This is a genomic window from Ensifer sp. ZNC0028 (assembly GCF_000799055.1).
Classification (GTDB): Bacteria; Pseudomonadota; Alphaproteobacteria; order Rhizobiales; family Rhizobiaceae; genus Ensifer.
The window spans coordinates 1-21198 of the sequence record NZ_JTLA01000025.1; the positions used below are offsets into that span (position 1 = coordinate 1).

General features: G+C 58.2%; 22 protein-coding genes and 2 pseudogenes. 9 read left to right on the forward strand and 15 right to left on the reverse strand.

Features of this window, described 5'->3' with window-relative positions:
- Positions 1–271: 271 nt before the first annotated feature.
- The gene (locus L981_RS05885; protein WP_156133984.1) at positions 272–739 is read right to left on the reverse strand and encodes a hypothetical protein; all 468 of its coding nucleotides are present in this window, start codon (positions 737–739) and stop codon (positions 272–274) included.
- Between the two features lie 256 nt (positions 740–995).
- On the opposite strand from L981_RS05885, the gene L981_RS05890 reads away from it, so the two are divergent.
- The 4 genes from L981_RS05890 to tnpB all read left to right on the forward strand — a co-directional run bounded on the left by L981_RS05890 (position 996) and on the right by tnpB (position 3078).
- A complete protein-coding gene (locus L981_RS05890) occupies positions 996–1559 on the forward strand; it encodes a chemotaxis protein CheB (protein ID WP_082005909.1) in 564 nt (187 codons plus the stop codon).
- Positions 1560–1843: 284 nt separating this feature from the next.
- Positions 1844–2041 (forward strand): hypothetical protein, encoded by a 198-nt coding sequence (locus L981_RS05895; protein WP_052201619.1) that lies wholly within the window; start codon positions 1844–1846, stop codon positions 2039–2041.
- 1 nt (position 2042) lies between these two features.
- Positions 2043–2534 (forward strand): nuclear transport factor 2 family protein, encoded by a 492-nt coding sequence (locus L981_RS05900; protein WP_245281593.1) that lies wholly within the window; start codon positions 2043–2045, stop codon positions 2532–2534.
- A 412-nt stretch (positions 2535–2946) separates the two neighbouring features.
- A complete protein-coding gene (gene tnpB / locus L981_RS35955; protein ID WP_371258835.1) occupies positions 2947–3078 on the forward strand; it encodes an IS66 family insertion sequence element accessory protein TnpB in 132 nt (43 codons plus the stop codon).
- A 177-nt stretch (positions 3079–3255) separates the two neighbouring features.
- On the opposite strand, the gene L981_RS05905 is transcribed toward tnpB, so the two are convergent.
- Together L981_RS05905 and L981_RS05910 are read right to left on the reverse strand one after the other, a co-directional pair.
- Positions 3256–3753: an RES family NAD+ phosphorylase gene (locus tag L981_RS05905; RefSeq protein WP_043612810.1), complete on the reverse strand. Its 498-nt coding sequence runs from the start codon at positions 3751–3753 to the stop codon at positions 3256–3258.
- A gap of 8 nt (positions 3754–3761) precedes the next feature.
- Entirely contained in the window at positions 3762–4112 is a 351-nt protein-coding gene (locus tag L981_RS05910; RefSeq protein ID WP_043612812.1) for an antitoxin Xre/MbcA/ParS toxin-binding domain-containing protein, read from the reverse strand.
- Between the two features lie 135 nt (positions 4113–4247).
- Here L981_RS05910 and L981_RS33625 point away from each other — a divergent pair.
- Together L981_RS33625 and L981_RS05915 are read left to right on the forward strand one after the other, a co-directional pair.
- A pseudogene (locus L981_RS33625) lies at positions 4248–4890 on the forward strand (IS6 family transposase).
- 207 nt (positions 4891–5097) lie between these two features.
- Positions 5098–5559 carry a nuclear transport factor 2 family protein gene (locus L981_RS05915; protein WP_052201621.1) on the forward strand — a complete coding sequence of 154 codons (462 nt, stop codon included), beginning with the start codon at positions 5098–5100 and terminating at the stop codon, positions 5557–5559.
- Positions 5560–5561: 2 nt separating this feature from the next.
- Here the strand turns inward: L981_RS05915 and L981_RS34390 are convergent.
- Positions 5562–5672, reverse strand: a pseudogene (locus tag L981_RS34390) (IS481 family transposase); the annotation flags it as partial.
- Positions 5673–6330: 658 nt separating this feature from the next.
- Entirely contained in the window at positions 6331–6549 is a 219-nt protein-coding gene (locus L981_RS05920; protein WP_043612814.1) for a hypothetical protein, read from the reverse strand.
- 308 nt (positions 6550–6857) lie between these two features.
- Here L981_RS05920 and L981_RS33635 point away from each other — a divergent pair, with 308 nt between their 5' ends.
- Positions 6858–7103 carry a CopG family ribbon-helix-helix protein gene (locus tag L981_RS33635; RefSeq protein WP_082005912.1) on the forward strand — a complete coding sequence of 82 codons (246 nt, stop codon included), beginning with the start codon at positions 6858–6860 and terminating at the stop codon, positions 7101–7103.
- Complete coding sequence (locus L981_RS05930; RefSeq protein ID WP_043612818.1) at positions 7100–7390, forward strand: type II toxin-antitoxin system RelE/ParE family toxin; 291 nt, start codon at positions 7100–7102, stop codon at positions 7388–7390. Before L981_RS33635 ends, L981_RS05930 begins: the two co-directional genes overlap by 4 nt.
- Positions 7391–7815: 425 nt before the next feature.
- On the opposite strand, the gene L981_RS05935 is transcribed toward L981_RS05930, so the two are convergent.
- The 8 genes from L981_RS05935 to L981_RS05970 all read right to left on the reverse strand — a co-directional run bounded on the left by L981_RS05935 (position 7816) and on the right by L981_RS05970 (position 16891).
- Entirely contained in the window at positions 7816–8175 is a 360-nt protein-coding gene (locus tag L981_RS05935) for a DUF2147 domain-containing protein (RefSeq protein ID WP_043612821.1), read from the reverse strand.
- 231 nt (positions 8176–8406) lie between these two features.
- On the reverse strand, positions 8407–8985 hold the full coding sequence (locus L981_RS05940; RefSeq protein WP_043612823.1) for an OmpA family protein: 579 nt from the start codon (positions 8983–8985) through the stop codon (positions 8407–8409).
- 4 nt (positions 8986–8989) lie between these two features.
- On the reverse strand, positions 8990–9409 hold the full coding sequence (locus L981_RS05945) for a hypothetical protein (protein ID WP_043612826.1): 420 nt from the start codon (positions 9407–9409) through the stop codon (positions 8990–8992).
- Between the two features lie 73 nt (positions 9410–9482).
- Positions 9483–10274 (reverse strand): hypothetical protein, encoded by a 792-nt coding sequence (locus L981_RS05950; RefSeq protein ID WP_043612829.1) that lies wholly within the window; start codon positions 10272–10274, stop codon positions 9483–9485.
- A gap of 109 nt (positions 10275–10383) precedes the next feature.
- Entirely contained in the window at positions 10384–11706 is a 1323-nt protein-coding gene (locus tag L981_RS05955) for an alpha/beta hydrolase (protein ID WP_245281588.1), read from the reverse strand.
- A gap of 106 nt (positions 11707–11812) precedes the next feature.
- Positions 11813–14191 (reverse strand): arylsulfatase, encoded by a 2379-nt coding sequence (locus tag L981_RS05960; protein ID WP_043612831.1) that lies wholly within the window; start codon positions 14189–14191, stop codon positions 11813–11815.
- Positions 14178–15110, reverse strand: coding sequence for a formylglycine-generating enzyme family protein (locus L981_RS05965; protein WP_043612834.1), 933 nt, complete (start codon positions 15108–15110; stop codon positions 14178–14180). The genes L981_RS05960 and L981_RS05965 overlap by 14 nt, the downstream gene beginning before the upstream one ends.
- 209 nt (positions 15111–15319) lie before the next feature.
- Positions 15320–16891: a DUF1254 domain-containing protein gene (locus L981_RS05970; RefSeq protein ID WP_082005913.1), complete on the reverse strand. Its 1572-nt coding sequence runs from the start codon at positions 16889–16891 to the stop codon at positions 15320–15322.
- Positions 16892–17613: 722 nt separating this feature from the next.
- Here L981_RS05970 and L981_RS05975 point away from each other — a divergent pair.
- The gene (locus L981_RS05975; protein ID WP_245281590.1) at positions 17614–18591 is read left to right on the forward strand and encodes an AraC family transcriptional regulator; all 978 of its coding nucleotides are present in this window, start codon (positions 17614–17616) and stop codon (positions 18589–18591) included.
- On the opposite strand, the gene L981_RS05980 is transcribed toward L981_RS05975, so the two are convergent.
- Both L981_RS05980 and L981_RS05985 read right to left on the reverse strand, forming a co-directional pair.
- Positions 18588–19040 carry a DUF2721 domain-containing protein gene (locus L981_RS05980; protein ID WP_043612839.1) on the reverse strand — a complete coding sequence of 151 codons (453 nt, stop codon included), beginning with the start codon at positions 19038–19040 and terminating at the stop codon, positions 18588–18590. The genes L981_RS05975 and L981_RS05980 overlap by 4 nt on opposite strands.
- Before the next feature lie 33 nt (positions 19041–19073).
- The gene (locus tag L981_RS05985) at positions 19074–21083 is read right to left on the reverse strand and encodes a mechanosensitive ion channel family protein (RefSeq protein ID WP_043612885.1); all 2010 of its coding nucleotides are present in this window, start codon (positions 21081–21083) and stop codon (positions 19074–19076) included.
- Positions 21084–21198 lie beyond the last annotated feature (115 nt).

The window sequence follows — 21198 nt, forward strand, 5'->3', positions numbered from 1 at the left end:
GGTGCCGCCAGCGCCGAGTGCGGAAACGATGATGGTTATGCGCGCGTTGGCGAGACCCACTGCTCCAATTCCTACACTTTCGCTGCTCTCCCGCTCCTCCAGTTACATTAATGGTTCCTTAAATACGAAGCAATCGCCCTTTCGGGCATAGCTACTGACTCCTTCGCAGACAGGAATATGAGTTCAGAGTAAAGCCGGTGGAGATAGAGCTGGAAATCGCCGACCCGTCGAACAGGCAGTGCGGATTGATCTGCTGGCACAGCGCCCACCCTCAACGCCGCTCGCGAACTTCGAAATTCGCCAGAAGCGCGATATAGAGGAATGTCCATCCGAGAAACAGCGCTGTGCAGTAAATGACGATGTAGCTAAAATCGGTCCAGAGAGCCCCGCCCTGGTCGCCATGCTCCATCAGGCTGCGACTGAAGAAATCGACACCGGCGTTGATTGCTCCGGCGCCGAGCGACAGGGCGGACCCGAGCAGGAGCTTGAAGAGGATGGATTGGCCGCGGAATCGATAGAGCCCCGCCGCTATGGCATACGACATGAGCGTTCCGCTGAGCATCAGGATGAGCGTGATCGGCAGGAACGCAAAAGGGGCGTATTCGAGGGAAGCCCAGAGGGTGTTGCTGATCACGAACTGCAACAACTGGTACAGGAATCCAAGGAAGAGCGTTGCCCGTCGAATGCTCGGGATATAGTCAGCTTCTCTAGGTGAAACCGTGCCGTGTCCTCGTGCCATATGGGTATTATCCTTCAGGTCAATACGTTTGTCGACTCGCCCGCGAAATCAAGTGTTGTTTGACAGCCCCAATTTAACGCTGTGCTTGCAGATAGCCGAATTCTCGCTTTCTGCAAGAACGACTGCGCTGCAGACGAGCCGCCCTTGACCCGTCCAGAGTGGCCTACCTCTGCTTGGAGGGTGTTGAAATGATATCGCGTAGAGCCACAAAATGAGATAATGCTAAAATACCGTATCAGTAACATCAGTGTAAACCATGAGACCTGATATTGTGGCAATTGGTGCACCTGCTGGGGGCGTACAAGGAGTTAGAGATCTCGTTGAGCGGCTGCCGGAAAACCTGTCGGCTGCCGTGCTCGTGGTTCTTCACCGCTCGCCATACCCCGAGAGCTATCTGCCAGAGACTTTGAGACGGGTGGCCCGTTTGCGTGTGGTTGTTCCAATCGAGGGAGTTCTCCTCGACACGGGGGCTTGTTTCGTCGGGCCGCCGGACAAGCTACTAACCGTCGTGTCTGGATTTCGGACGCACCTCCGCGCCGACGGGTATTATCGCGGCTATACAATAGATGCGCTATTTACATCACTCGCGCAATGCGCCGGGAGACGCGTGATTGGTGTAACCCTCACAGGCTTGTTAAAGGATGGAAGGCTGGGACTGAAGGCGATTAAGGAAGCTGGCGGCACGGTGGTACTGGAGGAGCCTAAAGAGACCGAGATCCCGGAGATCCACGCTGGTGCGTTTGACATTGAAATCGATTTCACTGGAACGGTTGCCGGAATTGCTAATTTTATCTGTCTGCGAACGGGTGGCATGAGCTAGCGATTTTCATCACCCCTGGTCTTGTGCAGCTCGTTAGGCTTCCGAAAACGCCGGCAACTCACTTCCAGCTGTCGCCTTACCTTGCTACTACACCACGATCATTCCGGAGGGCGTTACTATCACAGCGGGAGCAGCAAAAATATTGGAGAATTCGTAAAGGCCGACCGCACGCTCGCGTTGTGTGCTCACGAAATGGCATTGTGCATCATGGATCCGCCTTTCATAAAAATGTGAACGCGCTCTATTCACGGCGTCCGATGGGGGATATTGGTGGTCGACGACGAATGCACTTTCCCCTGCAGGAGACCTTGGAGTTTGCCTGCTATGAGGTGATGGGGCCTGCGGCGGATGTCCAAACGTCCATGCGCTTCCTGGCGCTCGACCGTCCAAGCGCGGCGGTCATGGATGTCCAGTTGGTAGGGGAAACATCGGTCCCGGTGGCGCAGGCGCTGATAGCCCTCGCCATACCGTTTGTTGTTTGAAGTGGACTGGGAAGCAAGGTGGAAGAATTCGCGGTTCTTCGCGGGCGTCCCCGCTTTGAAAAACCTGCAGGCCGGCTGCACTCGTCCGCCTCCTGAAATCTCTGATCGAGAAGGCGTGAGTGAGAGGATTCCGATGCTGCAACAGGAGGCGGAAATGGATGTAAACCAGATCTGGGAGTTGGAGCGACGTTTCTGGCTCGAAGGAACGCCACTTTATGAAGAATGTCTCCATGACGAAGCCCGCATGATCTTCCCCGGGTTGGGCATTCTCGATCGTGTGTCCATTCTCGATAGTCTTCGGAAAGCGCCGCGATGGAACGAGATTGAGATGAGCGATCGAGACGCTGTCGAGGCTGGAGATACCGTATTCCTGGCCTATCTGGCTCTGGCACGACGTCGCGATCGATCCTACCGGTCCGCCTGCGGCTCGATCTATGTTCGCTCCGCCAAAGGTTGGGTCATGTTGGCACACCAGCAAACGTTGTTGGACTGACGCTGGCAGGGGCGCATAATGCGGAAACGGCAACCGACGTGGCGCTTGAATGCTGCGCGCAGATTTCGTTTCGTACGGACGCCGCCTTTTCCCACTGCCCGGTCGCCTCGGATGGCGAGAGCTGGACGACCGTGCGTGTACTCGAAAAGCGCGAGCGCTTGGGAATTCCCGAATATGATGCCGCAAAGTGGACGTACCGATGGTTAGTCTCATGAAGGCGGCCGAGACACTCGGCATCTGTGTCGGATCGGCGAAGAGCCTTGCGAAGAAGAGGATTTTGCCCGTAACTCAAATATTGCCAGGCTTGCGCGGGGATATTGATCCGGATCAGTTTCACAATGGATGGTCCCCGTCGAAGCGCTAACCTCAGAGGCCGTCCGGATAGGGGTTCAGGGTGTAGTTAGTGGGTTACGTGTCGTGCCAGCCTGTCGACTTCCGCAAGGGAGCCGCATCCTTGATGGCGCTGGTGCGGGAAGGCGGCCTCGACCGGTTCAATGGCGCGCTTTACGTGTTCAGGTCGAAACGGGCACAGTGCGTTTCATAATGCATCCCTCTCTTAGAGTCCGAGCAATCGAACGACCTTATCATATTGATAAGCCTCGTAAAACTTGGGCCGGCGATCATAGAGTTCTTGAATGACGATATGGGTGAATAACCAAAAAGGGTGGTGGTCTCCAGCTGGCAGTTTCATGTCGATGTGTAGTTCTCGGTCGACACCGACCTATCGCGACAGGCGCCCTTCGTCGTCAATTAGGGTCAGCCGGCAAGGCGCCGCATCGCTCCACGTCCAAAGGACTAGATGGGCATCGTCTCGGGTTGCGCCGGGTGCGAAGCTTCTCACGATCAATCCATGATAGCCAGCAGCGGCAAGCCGACCGGCGAAGACTTGAGTCTTCGCCTCTCCGGCCGTTTTCATCTGATCGCGCCATGTGGGATCCGCCAGACCGGCATCGTCCATGCCTTCAGTGCGCAGCGCGATATCGTCCCGCGTATCGAAGATGCGTTCGAGCACCGCGTCATAGGAGACGAGCGTCGTCGGCTGCAGGGCGCCGGCCTGATTGGCTTCGCGCAACGCCGTGACGATCGACAGCGCTGTGTAGAGGGCCGGCGTTCCCTTTCGGTTGAAGCGACCTCCATAGAGTTCGGCGCCGCGTCCCGACATGGGCGCGCGCGCATAGATTGGGTTGAGCGCCCGGTAGAGTGTTCCTCGAAACTTCATTGGCTCGGTCAGGCGTGAACGCCGGCATCGACGGCATCGATATAGTCGAGAACCTCCTCAGCGCGGCCGTCGCGGACGAGCTGCATTGCTGTGAAGCCTGAGAAGCCGGGCAACGGTTCGGAGCGATACCAGGCATAGGCCATCAGTGCGGAGCCAAACCGAGGCTCGACCTTGTTGACGATCTCGGTCATTTCCCGAAGACGCCGTTGCGTCTTGTCCGAGCGAATGCGATCCTGCCGCTGGATCGCGTCCTTCCCGAGCCCTGCGGTCCGAGCGATCTCTTCGCTCGTGGTGCGCAGGGCATTGGCGATCTTGCGCGGCGAGAAAAGCCCGCCATCGGCATATTGGGCGAGACCCATCTTAAAAAACCTCCGTTTAACCCGCCACACATTGTGACGCAATATAGCGTCAGAATTCGCGGATTTCAATAAGGAGAGGAGGGGAAAAGGAGATAAGAATCGGAGGGTTATGTCACATAAACCTGCTGTCAGTGAGTGGCGCGTAGAGATGGTAGGAGGACGAATTCGGCCATCAGCTACAAGCGTCATCGTTTCCCTCGACAAATCATCGCCCATGCGATGGTTGTACTTTCGGTTTCCGCTGAGCCTACGCCTGGTCGAGGAAATGCTGCTGGAGCGCAGGATTGTCGTTTCGTATGAAACGATCCGGCGATGGGGTCCGAAATTCGGGCCGGCTTACGCACAGCAACTCCGTCGCCGGCGTCCGTCGCGCCGAGACGTCTCGCATCTGGAAGAGGTGGTGGTTTCGATCGCGGGCCGAAAACACTGGCTTTGGCGTGCCGTTATCAAGACGGCTACGTTCTCGACGAGATTGTTCAAAGCCGACGCGATACGAAGGCCGCCAAGCGATTGCTCATCAGGCTGCTGAAGAAAGCAGGCATGCCGCCCAAGCGGATCAGAACCGACAAGCGCCGCTCGTATGGCGCGGCCAAGCGTGACGCAACGCACAATGCAGGGTTCCCGATCCGCTGGCAGTCTGCAGCGGTTCGTCTCGATCTTCTCGGCGCTCCGAAATCTCTTCGCCAAGCCACATCACAAACGATCCGTCCTTGCTACTCACATTCACCGCATCTGCGCAATAACGCATTGGCAAGCCGTGACGGTCGCGGTTGCCTGATCTCAGAGAGCAGCGGGCGTAGTTCGATCACCGCTCGATAATGTGACAACTCCTCCAGCGCGGTTCACACGCCCCCCGTAATGCACTCAGCGGCAGGAATCGGGTGGCACCGTTCGTGAGAAGGCTCGAAAACTGCCCAACTGCAGGACAACAAAAAGGCGCGGGACGGAGTCTTCCAGAACCGCAATCAGAGATGGAGCATTTGGTATGAGTAATGTCGCCGGAACTCGGACGCTCAGCTATTCCGCATTGGAAGCGCTGCAGCGCTTTTATGCGGCGGAAGAGCAATATGTGTCGTCAGGTGGGCTGGATTTTGACGCAGTCGCCAATACAATTCATCCTGACATTGTATTGTTTCAAGCGGCGTCGCTTCCCTATGGGGGCGAATATCGAGGGCATAGTTCGTTTAAGAATTGGCTCGACAGGATGGCCGAAGCCTGGCGTAGCGTGCGGGCGCAAGGCCCAGTCTTCATCGAACATGGTGCAGACACAATAGTCTCGTTGGTGACCATGGAAGCGGAGGCCCGCGCCACACGTCGGCAGATTCAAATGCCCGTTTGCCAAGTCGTTCGTGTTCAAGACGGACTTCCGATCGAATGGCGGGTCTTCTATTGGGATACCGTCGCACTCAATGATGCGCTTGGTCATGCTCCGCGGCGCAACAGATAGCCCTAGGTGTGGAGCCTCAACAGGTTGTCCTCGGCTTTTGCGAGGCGGCTGATTGGCGTTTTGGATTTTAGGCTGCCGTGTGGGCGATGCCAATTGTAGCGATGAAGCCAGATGAGCGGGGCCTGAGGTCGGCGTAGTGCCAATAGGCTCCATTCCGGGGTTTCGATGGAGCTCGGCCTAGATCCGCGGGGGTAATGGATCGTAGGCAACAAGAAACCTCCGAAGGCGCCGAAGGTTCCTGATGCAAAAAAAGGTCCCAAACCAACGGGGCCAAGGAGTGTGCTGTGCCAAGAAGCCCGGGTAGGCGAAAGGGATCACTCGGGCTCATTCTAAGACTATCACATGCGGCGACTAGTTCCGAGCCTTTTGAGAATCCTACAAATTGCGCGTCGAGCGAAAGCCTATCTGATGCGGGCATGACCACGAAGCTTTCAGACTTGGGCTGAGAAACCTAAAGTTCCTCGGCGAACTCAAACGGCGGGGTTTACGACACCGTCGATGACATGAAGAACGTTCCCGCGACAGACGCGTTGCGGATGATGGGAATGGGCGAAATCGTGGCAGAAAATCTGTGATGCATTGGGCAGAGACCCAGCAAAGACATGAGGCTCGAAAGCCGTGACCGCCAGTTGCATTGACGTTCGGTGGTCCGAGACAATGCGACAGCGTGTGGTGCCTACAAGCGAGGCGTTCCGGCATTTGCAACCGCGATCGCGGGCGTGGCGTTAGCCGGTGTCCCCCGTTGCCGCATGCATGGGCGCAACTTTTGAATTAAAGGGAAAAGTCACCGAGGTCGGGCGGGACTTGCACAGCGTCGTCGTCGTGCAAGAGGAACAGCGCCAGCGTAGAGAGCAAGGCCTCGGCGCTCGGGCGGTCGAGCAAAACCTCGATCGTGTCGCCGGTGGAGGGGGCCAAGTCCAGAGTGCCCAACAGCGGATATTGGGACACGACAGCAACGGTAGTGTTGCGAAACTCTGCAGTGATGGCCAACGGTGCCTCCCCATAATGTGCGAAAAGCTAAAATACAAAACTTTAGCGAGGGGATAAATGTCCCCTGCGCTGTGCTCACGAGGTGGCGACCAGCGTGACCTATGGTGGGCCCGGCAGGACTCGAGCTTTCAAGCAGTCGGTTATGAGCCGACGAGTCTGACCGTGAGCCACCCCCATCAGAGAGTTTCTAAGCACAGCAAAACCGATGGATCAGTCCCCTAGCCGATGCTTTGAAGAAGGTGTCTTGAACCTTGACGCACCAGAGTGGTTCACCGATAATCAAAGTGAACCAAAGAAAGTTACGTCCGATGACTGCGTTTACTGTGCGTGTAAAAGATGAAACTGCGAGCAAGCTGGATCAGCTCGCTGAGAAGCTGGATCGGTCCCGCTCTTATATGGCTGCCGAAGCCATTGAAGCTTTCGTTGAGCAGCAGGAATGGCAGCTTGCCGAGATTGAAGCGGGATTGGCCGAGGCCGACCGGGGTGAATTCGCCAGCGATGAAGATGTGGCGAAAGTCGTCGGGAAGTACCTCAAGTCTGCCCGCCAATCATGAGTGGGAAGCGTATTCGCTGGACGCTTCGGGCGTTGCGGCGGCTTGATGAGATCGGCGCGTATATCGAACGAGACAATCCGGATGCTGCGGCCCGCGTCGTGGCGCGGATTGTCTCTGCCGTGGATGCGTTAGCCGAGTACCCTGCCAGTGGGCGGCCTGGTCGTATCAAGAGCACGCGCGAGCTCGTGCTGGCTGACATTCCCTACATCATTCCCTACCGCGTAAGTCGGGACGTCGAGATCCTGACCGTCATGCACGCTCACCAGCAGTGGCCGCAGGTTCTCTAGTGACGACCAACAAAATGCGTCGACGCGATGAGCGATGATCCGCTCGTCAGCCTGCCCGCTACGACAAGGTGACCATTCCCGGCTCGGTCCGAAAAGACGGCGCTCCTGCTACCCACTGCCAGGGACATCGTCACTGGAAGTGCAGGTTTTAGATGGAAAATCTGGAAGTGATCAGCCCAATCTTGGTTTTCATTTGCGAGTGAATTGCATGACGATTGTGCCACTTTGTTCCCGTTTTGTGCGTTCAGGATCGCATAATATATCGTCTGGAAGGGGAGGCCGGCGTATCGCGAGACTTGCGAACCCGAGTTACGCCGCGTCTTTTGCGTCAGTTGGTCCTTGTCGAAAGTCCTCTCGGCCCCCCCAAACTCCCTCACTCCAAGGAGATTGTGTGCGCGCGCTCAGCTTCGCTGTTCCACCTGAACTCAGAGTCTCTTGAAGATTTCGTCCTTACAGACAAGGCCGCCCATGACGCATCCGCTCACCTTGATGTCACTGCCGGCGATCTCGGCCTTGCCGGTATATTCCTTGCCGCCATTGGTGAAGTCGATCAGCTTTCCGGAGTACTGTCCGTTGCCCGTGGGCTTGAAAGTGGCGAACTGCTTGCCTTTGAATGCGCCGCTCGTATAGGTCATGCACAAGTTTGCTCCGCAAGCTGCCACCTTTGCCGTTGCGCCGGTCTTCGGGGTTCTAAAATCTCCTTCGATCGGGTCGGCATGGGCTGCACCGGTCGTCAGCATTATCATGGCCGACGCCATCGCCATTTTGCGAATAGTAGTTTTCATTACACGTCTCCTTGTCTTCGGCCACCAGTGGCCGCTGGTTCATTCACGAAGGACCGCATCCCGTCCGTGCGAAGCTTGACTGGGATATCCGGCTTCATGCGGTCCGCTGGGAGGAGATGAAATTCTCGGCACGCATGCAAGTCTAGCGTGGTGGTCCGCGGTGCCTGCGCATCTTTGGTGAGTGCGCAGGCCGATCGCGGGGCTCTCGGCGTCTCCCGACCGGAGGCATTGTTACGGCGCCTTGAAGACACCCAAGTTGACAAGCTGGACGCGCCTGTTGCTCGCCGCATCGCCTGTCGAACCGTCGATCGGGAAGTACTCGCCGACACCAACGGCGTAGAGCCGTGCAGGGTCGACCGCGAAGGTCGTCGAGAGAATTTCCCCGATGGCCGCGGCCCGCTTCTCGCTGAGTTCCAGGTTATGCTTGTCGCTGCCCGTTGAACTCGAGTGGCCGACTATCAGGAACTTGTAAGCCCAGAGATTCGGGTGATGCAGCGCATCGGCGATCAGGCCGAGTGTCCTGTAGGACTCTGGCTTGATCATCACCGAGTCGTTCTCGAAGTCGATCTCCACGACCATTTGCGGGAGCTTGGCGATCTTTCCCCAGTTCGGAAGCGACGCCATCGCCACACCGCCCCCGTCTATGGCTTCCTGACGCAGAATGGCGATGTCGATCAACGGCGCCGCGCTGACGAGCTTTCCCAGCCCTGAGACGATGCGTTGTTGGGAGACCTCCTGAGCGGCTGCAAAGTCCGGTACGCTCGATGCCGCGAGTAAAAGTGTGAGGAGTAGGTTACGCAGTCTGGTCATTTGCTTATCTCCAGCCGGCATCGGTGATCGCCTGATTGCACGCGTTGCCTACGCGCTTTTCGGCCTTGATGAGGCATGCCAGGCGGTAGCCGTCGCCCTTCACGCTTGAACAGAGTTGCGCGATATCGTGTTTGCAGACATTCGCGTATGCGGCCTGGGCCTGCTCCCGCTGGCTGATGGAGGTGAGCACAGTCGAGATCGAGCCGACGCAGACCGGTGAGACTTTGGCTGCGTTTTTCTGAAGGCAATCGGCAATCCGTCCGTTGCCGAGATTGAGGCCGTGGCAGAGCTTTTTGATGTCGCCGCCGCAATCCTGCGCTAGCTTGGTGACGGCGTCGGCGTAGCTCAGTGTTTCTGCGCGCGTCACGCCCGCTAACGCGAGCCCGATTAACAATGTGGCTGTTATGGTACTTCTTCTCTTCAAGGCTTCGTCTCCCGTAGATCTGAGGTGGCTCGACTTGTTTGGAAAGGTGGTCGATGGGATTTAACGGCTCCGCTTAGAACCGTACTGAGAGCCCCAGCATCGGACCCTGCTGAGTGACGTCGAATACGAAACCGTCATTGCTGTAATCGACGCCCAACGCGCGGTAGCCGGCAATCGCCGAGATCGTATCGTTGAACCGATAACCGATTGCCCCCGCCACGTCCCAGTCGAGATCAGCGCCGCCAGCACCGACAAGACCCCAGCCTGTCAGGTAGAGTTCGGGCGTGAGAGAATAGGTGCCGCGGAAACCCGCCAGACCGTCGACCCAGGTTGCCTGATCGCTTCTGCTGCGCCCGTCCAGAATGCCGCCATGGAAGGAGAGCTCGCTTTCGACGGACCATACGCGCAGGCCGGCGACCACGTCGAACCGCGCTCTATCGTTTTCGATGACGGAGTATCCCGCGCCGAGCAGCCCGGCGAAGGTTTCGGATGTGAGTTCGACGTCTGTCGCAAGCACACCTCTTGGCGTGCCCGCCTGCCCCGAAATCTTTGTATACATGACATCAGCGAAGATACTGTAGCGGCCGTTGCGGGCTTCGCCGATCGCCATCGCACCGAACTCAAGGTGATCGAAGATGTCGCTGAAGCTCGCATCGACATCCACTGCCGGGAGCCCGAACTGCGCAACGTCACCCGACAATCCGGCCGCCCAGAAATATGGGGCGAAGGAAAATGTCCATCCGCCTTCGGTCGACGTCTGCTGAACCTCCGGCGTCATCGGGGAATGGATGTCGGTGGCCTTCACCGTACCCGTAACAAGGCAAGTGACGATTGCCGCCAGAGTACGAACAATGCAAATCTTCATGGTGTCTCCCTGTGACGGCCGCTCTTGCGAGCAACCTTATTGTAGGCCTTCGTTCCGCCACCGGCGCAGGACCGCGGCTCGATCATGTGAATTCCGGATGCTGGTTTTGCTATCGGCTGCAGCTTCCGGTCCTCGCCGGGCTTTGCTCCCCGCACGCCTTATCGGCTGTGTTTGATCTCGCGTCGCTGGATGGCCCGACGAGCGCGCCCACGTGATGGGCATAGTTTTGCCGCGTATTTTGATCGACGATGGCGGCCGGAGCAGCAACGACCAGTCCCGCGGCGGTTCCGACGGTGTGCGCCGCCCCAGCAGTGGCCGCCACAATATGGTCGCCAAGTCCTACCCGGTTGTCGGTCAAGGTTTGACCGCTCGACAAGCGGCGGCCAATCAATTGTACGATTTCGGGCGACTCTGCGAACTTTGTATGGTGGAGGCTGTCACCTTCCTTGAGTTGGGTCAGATCGACGACGGTGATTTCATTCGCCGCCAGTTCTTCCTTGTAAGGCGATTGTTCCGGGTCTATTGCGCCCAAGCGCGAGACATTTCCCCAGACGCGGCGCGAAACGGCGAGCGCACGATCGTCACGAGAGACGAACAGCGTAAAGCGCGGCCGTTGCCGGCCCATATCGGCGATCTGCGAACGGAACACATCGACGTCTACGTCAGGCGCCGCCAACATGACATTCTTGAACTTGGTTGGCAGCCCATCATTACGGATCGCCATTTGCCGCAACGATTCGAGCGCCAGCCAGTTGCCCATGGAGTGGGCGAGAACGGAAACTTCCTTGACCTCGGGGTCGGCCGCTAAGTACTGGAACAGGCGCTCGACCGCGTTGCGCGTATAATTGGTGCTTTCGCGATCGTAACCATAGGCCAGTAGGCTCCCTCGCGATGGCCAGGTCGCGAGTACCGGCACGCTACGCGCGCCGGAATCGTGGACGATCTGCGCAAAACGGAAGACCGCGTCCTCGAAATGGTTGTTGAAGCCGTGGATGAAGACGAGGACACTGCCGTCCGGGCTTTTGCGCACATGGTTGTTCAGCCATTTCTCGGCCGCACCGCGGTCAACCTCTTCAGCCTTTAGCGTTGCGAAATCCGTCGCAGGATTTGGCGGAAGCTTGCGCGGCCAGGCAACCTCGCCTGCCTTGCGCGCCGAGTTAGGCGGTATCGAAACGGTAATGTCAGCGAACGTTGGGGCGAGAGCTCGCTCCCCGCTGAACATTTCGCCGGGCTTTTGTGCCCGGCCGCGCGTTGTCGTGACCAACATATCGACCTGGGCGGCTGAAGGGTTGCCCGCTACCGGCTCAAGCACCCCGGTCGGCCGACCTGCGCATGCGGAGAGCACCGCCATGCTCAAGGCCATGACGCACGGTAAAGGCCGCCATGATGAGGGTCTTCCGCCTTTGGCGTTGCGAGAAAGGTGCCGCGTCAATTCAATTACTCCCGTTCAACACCGTCACGCCGGCGGAAAGAGGAGCGACAAACGAACTGTTTGCCGCTCCAGGGTTTGCAACATCACCTTCAACTCAGACCAGCGCTCACTTTAAGTATTCGACCTTCAGACGTTCGATCTTGCCGTTGAAGGCGAACGGTTTGCGGTCAAAATATGCGAGGGAGACTGGAGAGTAGCTGTCTCTGCCCACGTCGAAGGCGTCATTAGCGGTGAACGCGAGCGGAGCGGAGCGCGGGACGCGCCCTTTCGCCACCTCTTTGCCATCGATGCGAATAACGACGTCCAGCGGTGCGTCGCGATTGCTGCCGGCTCTGCGTGTTTCGACCTCTATGTTGACCTTGCCGCTCGGCAACGGTTCGGAGGACTGAAGACGGGTCCGCTCGATCTCGAACAGATTGTACTCGTAGGTGAGCTTGCCATTCTCGACCCACAAAGCGACACCGCCCGAAAACGCACCCAAAGCGTAGAGCACCCCCTCGGAGTCCGGCTTCAATTCCGCCTCAAGGGTTACAAGGTTGCTGCGAGCTCCAACCTTCGGCGCCGTGAATTCGGGAACTCCGACGACGTCTTGCGTGAACTGGAACTCGGTCGCCGGATTGGACGGCGCATCTTCCGGATGAAAAACAGCAGACCACAGCCCGCCGCCGACGGGGAACACCTTGTTCGCTTCAGCTTGCTCACCAAAAACTTTCTTCAGCGCATCGACCTTCTCCGGGTGGTCGGCTGCGATGTCTTTCGCCTGGGAGTAGTCCTTGCTGAGATCATGGAGTTCCCATGCGTCATTGTTCGGCGACCATTTGAAGATGGCGGGGTCAAGGCCCGGCGTCCAGGGTACACGGGGCCCGAACACCGAGGCCATCCACTCGTCCTGGTAAATGGCACGGCTTCCCATGACCTCGAAGTACTGTTCTTTCTTTTGTCCAGGCGCTTCCGCATCCTCGAACGAATAGGCCATGCTGACGCCATCAAGCGGATCCTGGCTGATGCCATCGACAAGCTTCGGCGGCTGAATGTCGAGAACATCATAGATCGTCGGGACAATGTCGTTGAGGTGGTGGAACTGCGAGCGGGGCGTCTTGTCCGGCTTGATCTTGCTTGGCCAGGAAACGACGAGCGGCGTGCGGGTTCCGCCGAAATGAGCAGCAACCAGCTTGGTGGACCGGTGCGGGGTGGACCCGGCCCAGGCCCAGCCGGCATGGTACATATTGTCGGCCTTGGGCGATCCGAGAACGTCCATCCCACCGAGCTCATTCATGGCGCGAATGTGGTCCTTGATCTCAGTAGCGATGCCATTCTGCGCCAAGAGTTCGCTGATCGTACCGTTTTGGCCTTCCGCGCTCGAGCCGTTGTCGCCCCAGACGTAGAAGATCAGGGTATTGTCGCGAATGCCGAGCTCGTCGAGCGCTGCCAGCAACCTGCCTGCCTGTGTGTCTGCGTGTTCGGTGTAGCCGGCGAAGACTTCCATCAGGCGTCGCTGGAACGGCTTCTCGTCCTCCGGGATGTCTTGCCAGCCCGCCAGCGTCTCCGGACGTGGTGTAAGCTCCGTATTCTGCGGTATCCAACCAAGTTGCTTTTGGCGGGCAAAGACGTGCTCGCGCATGGCATCCCAGCCGTCATCGAACTTGCCTTTGTACTTGTCGGCCCACTCATTAAAAATGTGGTGCGGACCGTGCGCGGCTCCAGGGGCCCAATACATGAAGAACGGTCGGTCCGGCGTCAGCGCATGGACCTGCTTCATCCAAGAAACCGCCTTGTCGGTCATGTCCTCAGTGAAGTGGTAGCCTTCCTTGCCGTGAGAGGGATCGATACGAACGGTGTTTTCGACAACGGCAGGCTCCCACTGCGAAGATTCGCCGGCCAGAAAGCCGTAAAAGTAATCGAAACCAATCCCTTCGCCCGCGGGCCAGTCGGTGTAGGGGCCGACGGCTGTCGTTTCATTGGCAGGGGTGTTGTGCCATTTGCCGAATGCTGCCGTCGCGTAGCCATAGTAACCAAGGACCTTGGCAGCCGTCGCAGAGGTACGCGGAATACGACCGGTGTAGCCGTCCCAATCGTTGGCCAGCTCGGCGATCTGGCCATTCCCCACCCGGTGATGATTACGTCCGGTCAGCAATGCCGCTCGCGAGGGCGAACACATGGCGGCGTTGTGGAAGCGATTGTAGGACACACCCTCTGAAGACAGGCGGCTTAGCGTGGGTGTTTCGATCACACCGCCGAACGTGCCGGGCAGCGCAGGGCCGACATCGTCAAGCATGATAACGACGATGTTCGGTGCATCGGCAGGAAGGTGCGACGGGGCCGGCAATGGACTGTATGTCGATTCGGCGATGGTCGGACCAGCCTTGCTCCCTGAAGCCTTGGGCGGAAAAGGTAGCGATTCTTGAGCCATCGCCGGGACGCTCAGCAGCAGGAGTGCTGTGCTTGCTCCCAACCAACGTGTTCTCGCGTGTTTAGGTGACTTCATACGACCCTCCTGGTCTGACAACGCATCTGAACCCTACGTGACACGTAGACGTGTCTATCGCCTCGGCATGCCGCGCCGCGGGACGGTAGCGGCGACAGTAATTGGGCGCACAAAGATGGGATCCGCCCTTCAAGACCTTGCGCGGAATTCTTATCTCGGGCTGACAGGGATCATAGCTGCCGGACTCCCGTCCGCCGCGAGGGTTCCGGGGGATGCAGCACGCCTTCGATGCGTCTGCCTCGTGCCGCGGCGCAAACCAGTCGGACGTCCACTCCCAAACGTTGCCGATCATGTCGTACAGACCGTATCCGTTCGGCGGAAACGCCCTAACAGGCGAGGTGTGCACATACCCGTCCTGCGCGTGATTGACATTGGGAAACGCCCCTTGCCAGGTGTTGGCCATATGACGGCCGGCAGGGGTGAATTCCGCGCCCCAGGCGTACTCGGCGCGGTCCAGGCCTCCCCTGGCGGCGAATTCCCACTCCGCTTCTGTCGGAAGATCCTTGCCGCGCCACTGCGCGTAAGCGAGTGCATCGCGGTAGGAGATGTGGACAACCGGATGATCCTCCAGTCCTTTGAGGCTGCTGCGGGGTCCGTAAGGATGACGCCAGTTTGCGCCCTCTTGAAACGACCACCATAGGGTCCAGTCGTCGAGTTCGACAGGTTTACCCGGAATCCGGAACACCAGCGATCCGGCATACAACATGTCCGGCAAAATGCCCGGATAGTCCCTGGGGTCGGGAACAGCTTCGGCAAATGTGCGATAATTGGTGGCCGAGACGAACTCCGAAAACTGGGCGTTGGTCACCGGCGCCTCGTCGATGAAGAACCCGTCAACGGTAACGCTATGGGCCGGTCCCTCCTCAGGGTAGTGTCGATCCGAGCCCATCCAGAATGTCCCGGAGGGCACGAAGATCATGTCGTTTCGCGGAGCAATTCCTGGCAACTCGACGTGGGCCGATTGAGACTGCACCGACGATCCCCCTCAGTGTTCGTACCAAGGAGTTCGCCGGCCGACGGCTACTCCTCTTCATGTCGATCCTCCCTACAAGGGAAGCAGACGGAGAACTTATCATTTGACGCCACGTCCGATCTAAGCGACTCCTCCCTGAGGTCGAACAGCCCTCGTCACTCGATCGGTTCGAACTCGCCCGGCCGCCAGCTTTTATCGAACCAGGGTTCGAGTGGCCCATAAAGCCGCAGAAGGGTGTACCATCCCTTGCCGGCGACGGTTTGGATCCAGTTTGCCTCCTTGCCCTCGGGAGCCTTCGGGCCGAAATAGAGTTCGACCGAGCCGTCAGGATTCTCGATGAGCTTGTCCCGCTTGTTGTTCTTGCTTGGGAAGGTCTGGCCGGTCTGGAGTTGCGAGCGCGTCTGCGGATCGTAGACCACCACAGACCAGAAATCCTTGGCCGGCGGATTGGCGGGAATGCGAAGCTTGTATGTCTTCGCGCCATCCAGATAGTCGCCGTTCTGGTCGGTCGCGGCATAGGCGTATTGGGAGCCGGCGCCGATCATCTGCTCGACCATGGCAGGCGTGTTGACGGTCGCCTGGTAGAAGAAGAGGGTCCGGGCGTCGAGAAAACGGCCACCCTTGCCGCCATCCCGAAGCCATTGATAGCTGCCGCCAACGAAGGCCTCGCCCCATGCACTGTTCGGATAGAGACGGAAACCGTCGAGGCGCGGTCGGAAAACCAGCGCGCGGGCGGTTGCGTTGCCGACAGCGACCGCCTCGGTCAACAGTTTCTTCATCCGCGCATCCGGGGCGAAGGGCTTGCCCTTTTCAATGCCGATGGAGGCAAACAGGCCCAGCAGTTCGGGATCGAGCATCGAAGTCGGCTCACGATCGATGACCGTGTGGAGCTCTTCGTAGAAGTCGTAATTGTTGGCGTGGATCGTGTTCCAGGACTTGCGCGATCCGCTGATGAATTCCATTTTCGGGGGGCTATCACGCTTATTAAGCGGATAGACCTTTAGCCCGCTTTTGAAGGAAGCCACCGCCGCGTCAGGCTTTCCATCAACCAGAAAACCACGAAGAATTAGCCAGTTCACATAGCTGGTCGACTTCGAGACGAAGTACGTTTCACCGTCGACCTCTGCCTCCATGCCGCCGACGGGCGGATTGAGATCTCCCTTGTAGTCGGGCGGGAGGATCAGATACTTGCCACCCCTGCCTCGATCAGGACCCGGCCCGCCCATGTCGGTTACGAAGCGGAAATAGGCATCGTTGACCGTGCCGGGGCCCGACTTGGCGGGGATTTCGACAACCGTTGGCCCGTCCTTCCCCAGATCGAGAATCGCGCTGCCATAGACAGTATCGGTATTACCGGTGAGGAACAGTGGCGCGGAGTCCATTAGCTGATCGAATAGGATCGCCTTGCTGGACGTGTCCGCGCCCAGCTCTAGATGACCGAGCCGAATGCCTTCGACGGATGTGGCGGGGATGCCGTTAAGGAATGCCTCGACGCCACGCATGCGGTCGAGATTGTCATAGAGCTTGTCGACCGTCGCTGCATCCGGCATGCCGTCGAAGAACTTCAGCGTGCCGAGCCCGGTTTCCACGGTGTCGGGCGTCATGATCTTTTCGGGGATCTTATGATTGTAGCCCGGGGTTTTTACCTCGCCGGCCGCAGTAAGCGTGGTCGCAAGCAAACCGGCCGCGGCCAACACTGCAGGACGAAGGATTTCAGACAACGACATTCTCTTTCTCCCGGAGTTTCCAACCGACATGCACCACCCGCCTTGCATCAGAACGAAGTCCGAAAGACAAGATTCTGCCCCGCGAACTCTGCACCATCGACACCCATCCTCGCGATTGCGCAGCCACAAAACCTGCCGGCATCAGATGGAATTCGTTGCAAAACTAGCTTTATCGTCCCTTCCAATCTTATCATTTCACGCCAAACCGAGTGGCTATGGGAATACATTACTACTTTCGATTGTTTTGCAAGTCGCAAATACCCGAAAGCTTTGGTCACCCGACGGCCGATGAGGCTTGGCGTGAAAGGATAAGACGCGGTTTCGCTTCCGTATCATCTTTATGAGGAGTTGCGGGGGTGATTTAGGCTAGATGCGCGCCGCGATTGTTGCGGTAATCAACATCCTGCCACCGACTTCGCCATTCGTTGTCAAACTGAAACGGCGTTGCCTGCGGCTTGGAAGACCGAGGCAAAGACCCGGTAAGGTGGACGCTGCTGTCGGCATATTGAAGGGAGGCTGATCTATGCATGAGCATGTCCGATCCACATCGAATTGCAGATATTGCTTGCCAATTCTACCGGCGGTCGAATATGTGAAAACTATCCATTTCACGCCAAACCCGAATTCAGGAACCATTTCAGATCGCCGCGATTCCCGTGATCTCGAGCCACGTTTTGCAAGGCTTGCCCGCGTTCGTTCGAAGCGAGCTCGGGGAGAGAGCGTTGCTGCGCGCCAATCGCGCCGCAGGTTTCGACGTAGAGCTGATTGAGGACCGCAATGTCTACATCCCCCAGCAGTCCGTTATGGGCTTCGTCGAAGCGATGGCGAGGGCAGTGGGCGACGCGAGGCTCGGTCTTCTGCTGGTGCCCAATATGGACGTCTCCGCGTATGGCAGCTTCGGGCGTTTTATCACTGAGGCAGCCACGCTCGGCGAAGCGATCAAGCGAAGCATCGTGGCGCTGCAGTACCACAGTAGTTTTGACAATCTGACTGTCACCACAACGAAGGAGAACCTACGCTTTGGTTATAAATCGGCGCTGGCTGGGTCTCGGGGATATGAATCGGTCGCATGTGCCGCCGCTGGCGAACTGCTGAGCCTCTTCAAGGCATATCTGCCTGACCATTGGCGCCCCCTTCGTGTCGAACTTGACATACCGACGCCGAGCCATATCTCGCTTTTTGAGGACGTGTTTCAATGCCCGGTGATATACAATGCGCCAGCAGTGGCGGTCGTCGTTGAGCGGCATCGGTTGATGGCTGCGTCGCGACGAACATCTCGGTCGATCGTGACTCTCGAGGACGTGGCTCGCGATCGTCCAGGGGGCGCACCTCGGAGCTTGTTGGAAATTGCTACTGCACAGATTCGCGCCCAACTCCTGGCAGGGGATGTGTCGATCGAGGATGCTGCGCGATCCATGGACACAAGCGTGCGCACACTGCAGCGTGAACTTCGACAGGCAGGCGTCGACTTCCGTGGCCTGACAAGCGCGGTGAGAATTCAGCGTGCGACGGAAATGTTGCGCAACGGGACCGTATCGATCAGCAACATTTCGGAGGATCTGGGTTATTCCTCTCCCGCCGGCTTCACCCGTGCTTTTCGGAAGGCGACCGGTTTTGGACCTCGCGAATTTCGCTTGAGAGAGAACCGAGCCACCGTCGATCCCGACGGTGGCTCCAATGAACCGCGTGGCGACCTTTAGAGGGCACTCGCGGAAGCGCGACCCTTACGGATCTGCCGTAACATGTTTCGTCCGGCGATAAGCAACTCATACAGGAATGCAAGGAGAGACAGTATGAGCGCCACGATGGCGCCGCCGAAGAACCAAAAGAGATTTTCTTGCCGGAGGCCGATCGAAAGGGCCCCAGCGAGAAGGTTCAAGGTTGCGGCGCCCGTGCAGACGCCGGCGATGACCCCCAGTGCCACGGCGATCTCAAGGGCAAGCGTCCGCCGCCGCAAGTAGGCGAGCTGCTTGCGCAATGTTTCGCTTTGCTCGCCCCTGTCTGCGACCTCGTTCAGACGATCCGACACTCTCCCCAAACGTGTGGTGTAGATATTCACGAAGCCAGCCGTGCCCGCCAACAGAAAGATAGGCGCGAGCGACGTTTGTATGACGGAAGCAAAATCAAGAATGATGGGTGGCGTATCCATCGGGACCCTCAAGTGGACTTTGACGCGGTCGATCTAGTCAACCGGGCCGGACGTAGCAATGGTGCCTTGAAGTTGGCGCGTCGCAAGGGCCGCCGCAGCAGAGTCCCTGCCGTCCCCGCTGACTTGAACAGTCGGCTGAGCGAAATCAATGCCGTTGTCACGGAACGCCTGCATCAACATCGTGTAGGCTTTTCGTCGAATTATGGTCCCTTCGCCCGGTCTGCACTTGAACGCCACGCCAAGTTCGATGCCGTATTCGCCGATTTGTTCCACGCCCTTGAGCCTGAGTGGTTCGATAAACGACGAACTGAACTCCGGGTCTACCTGCAATTCGCCGCCGATATTCTTGATGAGTTTGCGGACCTCCTCAAGGTCGGTCTTGAAAGGAACACGGATGTGGAACTTTTCGACCGCCCAGCCGCGGCTTGAATTTTTGATAGCACCGAGCGAGCCGAACGGGACGGTGAAGATCGGTCCACGATGGTGTCGCAGCCGCACAGACCGAAGACTGAAGGACTCCACAACGCCAGTATAGCTTCCCGCTTCGATGTACTCTCCGACCCGGAAGGCGTCGTCGAGAAGATAGAAAATCCCGCTGACAACATCCTTGACGAGCGTCTGCGAGCCGAACCCGATAGCAACGCCGACCACGCCCGCGCCGGCGACCAGCGGGCCAATTTTGACGCCCATTTCCGAAAGAACTGTGAGTACCGCGACACAGAGAAGCGCTGCTGCCAAGGCGTTGCGGAAAACGGGCAGCAAAGTGCGAAGCCGGCTTTCTCGTACGTTCGATTGAAGCGTTCCTTCATCACCCACCTCGCTCAGCTTGCGGGTAATGTAGGCTTTTGCCATTTGCCAGACGAGGTCGATGATGAGCAAGATCACGACGCTATTGAATGCCCCGGCAATGATCGTCCGGATCAATGTCACTTCACCGGCAACAAAGGGAAAATTGTGTCGCCAAACGAACGCGACCCAATCGACCGCAGCAATAAGGATAATCGCCCGCGTTCCGCGGACGAGCAGGACCGCCTTCGGGTCCGATAGGTCCCCTTCACTCGCACGCCAGGGCGAGAATGAAAGCATCAGGCTGTCGGCAATCGACAAAGCGCGGGGCACGATGACAAGCATCATGCCGAGCCAGAATAAAGCCAGGAAGCCACCGCACCAGAGCAGCCACAGCACGATTGCGCCCGAGATGCACATAGCGCGAGAGATACGGTCTCGCGACGATCGGACATCGTTGCCGCGCTGACGCCAGATCATCGCGATTGCTAGCAGAAGAATTGGGATGGACAACCCGATGGTGAAGGCTGACTGGACGTCGGCTGCAACACCGAGCCGTTCGAATACGGCCGAGCATGCCATCATTGCCGCCAGCAATGCGACAAATATCCGGACTCGAAGATAAGAATGGGTCGACACTATGGACGCGGCCAGTGCGATGCGACAGAGCGCGGTCGCGAGCTTGTAGGCGACCAAAGCAAGAAGCGAGTAGAGTACGACCACACGCACGAGTGGCGGCCAGGCGAACAGGAGAAAGAGGATCACGACGCTCGCCGTGAATATCGAGAGCGTCAGAAACTCCGTGTAGGTCTGCCTCAAGAGCGGGTTTGGGAAGGGCACAGCGGGCAGTGAATGGCGAAAAATCCATTCGATGCCAAAAGCTAGGCCGGCGATGATTGCCAACACGAGCGCCGCGGGCATCGCGCCGTTGTTCCGCGCGTCTTGCCAAACCGCAGACACGACGCGGGAAAGTTCATCGCTGACGCGTGGCACTGCGGCAAAAAATGCGTTGAGACGGACGCGCAAGAGCGCCTCGCGTTCCTCAAGAAACCACACGGCCTCATTGTCGCGGGATTGGGATACGGCCGCTTGCTTCTGCTCCAGCCAGACCCTGACGTCCTCATCCTCGAGAAGACGCAGCAGTTCGGCCACCTTGGACGGCTGAGCAATTGGGGGCACAGGCGTTTGCGCCTGCAGCTGCGTAAGCCCACAAAGGCTGAGGAACAGACTGAAGAGCAAAGTCCGAAGGATGTACATAAAAGCCCGGTCCACTGGATCAAATCCCCTTTGTCAAATTATTGGTCTCCAAAAACCAATGACAGGGCCGAAGCTGATGCAATTTCATCCTCTTCATTGAGGATCCATCGCACCA

Coding starts and splice junctions, on each gene's coding strand:
- L981_RS05895 (WP_052201619.1), top strand. CDS start 1,844: ATGCACTTTCCCCTGCAGGAGACCTTGGAGTTTGCCTGCTATGAGGTG.
- L981_RS05965 (WP_043612834.1), bottom strand. CDS start 15,110: ATGATCTTCGTGCCCTCCGGGACATTCTGGATGGGCTCGGATCGACAC.
- L981_RS33635 (WP_082005912.1), top strand. CDS start 6,858: ATGACTGCGTTTACTGTGCGTGTAAAAGATGAAACTGCGAGCAAGCTG.
- L981_RS05950 (WP_043612829.1), bottom strand. CDS start 10,274: ATGAAGATTTGCATTGTTCGTACTCTGGCGGCAATCGTCACTTGCCTT.
- L981_RS05915 (WP_052201621.1), top strand. CDS start 5,098: ATGAGTAATGTCGCCGGAACTCGGACGCTCAGCTATTCCGCATTGGAA.
- L981_RS05970 (WP_082005913.1), bottom strand. CDS start 16,891: ATGTCGTTGTCTGAAATCCTTCGTCCTGCAGTGTTGGCCGCGGCCGGT.
- L981_RS05910 (WP_043612812.1), bottom strand. CDS start 4,112: ATGGGTCTCGCCCAATATGCCGATGGCGGGCTTTTCTCGCCGCGCAAG.
- L981_RS05960 (WP_043612831.1), bottom strand. CDS start 14,191: ATGAAGTCACCTAAACACGCGAGAACACGTTGGTTGGGAGCAAGCACA.
- L981_RS05940 (WP_043612823.1), bottom strand. CDS start 8,985: ATGACCAGACTGCGTAACCTACTCCTCACACTTTTACTCGCGGCATCG.
- L981_RS05890 (WP_082005909.1), top strand. CDS start 996: ATGAGACCTGATATTGTGGCAATTGGTGCACCTGCTGGGGGCGTACAA.
- L981_RS05930 (WP_043612818.1), top strand. CDS start 7,100: ATGAGTGGGAAGCGTATTCGCTGGACGCTTCGGGCGTTGCGGCGGCTT.
- L981_RS05980 (WP_043612839.1), bottom strand. CDS start 19,040: ATGGATACGCCACCCATCATTCTTGATTTTGCTTCCGTCATACAAACG.
- L981_RS05935 (WP_043612821.1), bottom strand. CDS start 8,175: ATGAAAACTACTATTCGCAAAATGGCGATGGCGTCGGCCATGATAATG.
- L981_RS05885 (WP_156133984.1), bottom strand. CDS start 739: ATGGCACGAGGACACGGCACGGTTTCACCTAGAGAAGCTGACTATATC.
- L981_RS05905 (WP_043612810.1), bottom strand. CDS start 3,753: ATGAAGTTTCGAGGAACACTCTACCGGGCGCTCAACCCAATCTATGCG.
- L981_RS05985 (WP_043612885.1), bottom strand. CDS start 21,083: ATGTACATCCTTCGGACTTTGCTCTTCAGTCTGTTCCTCAGCCTTTGT.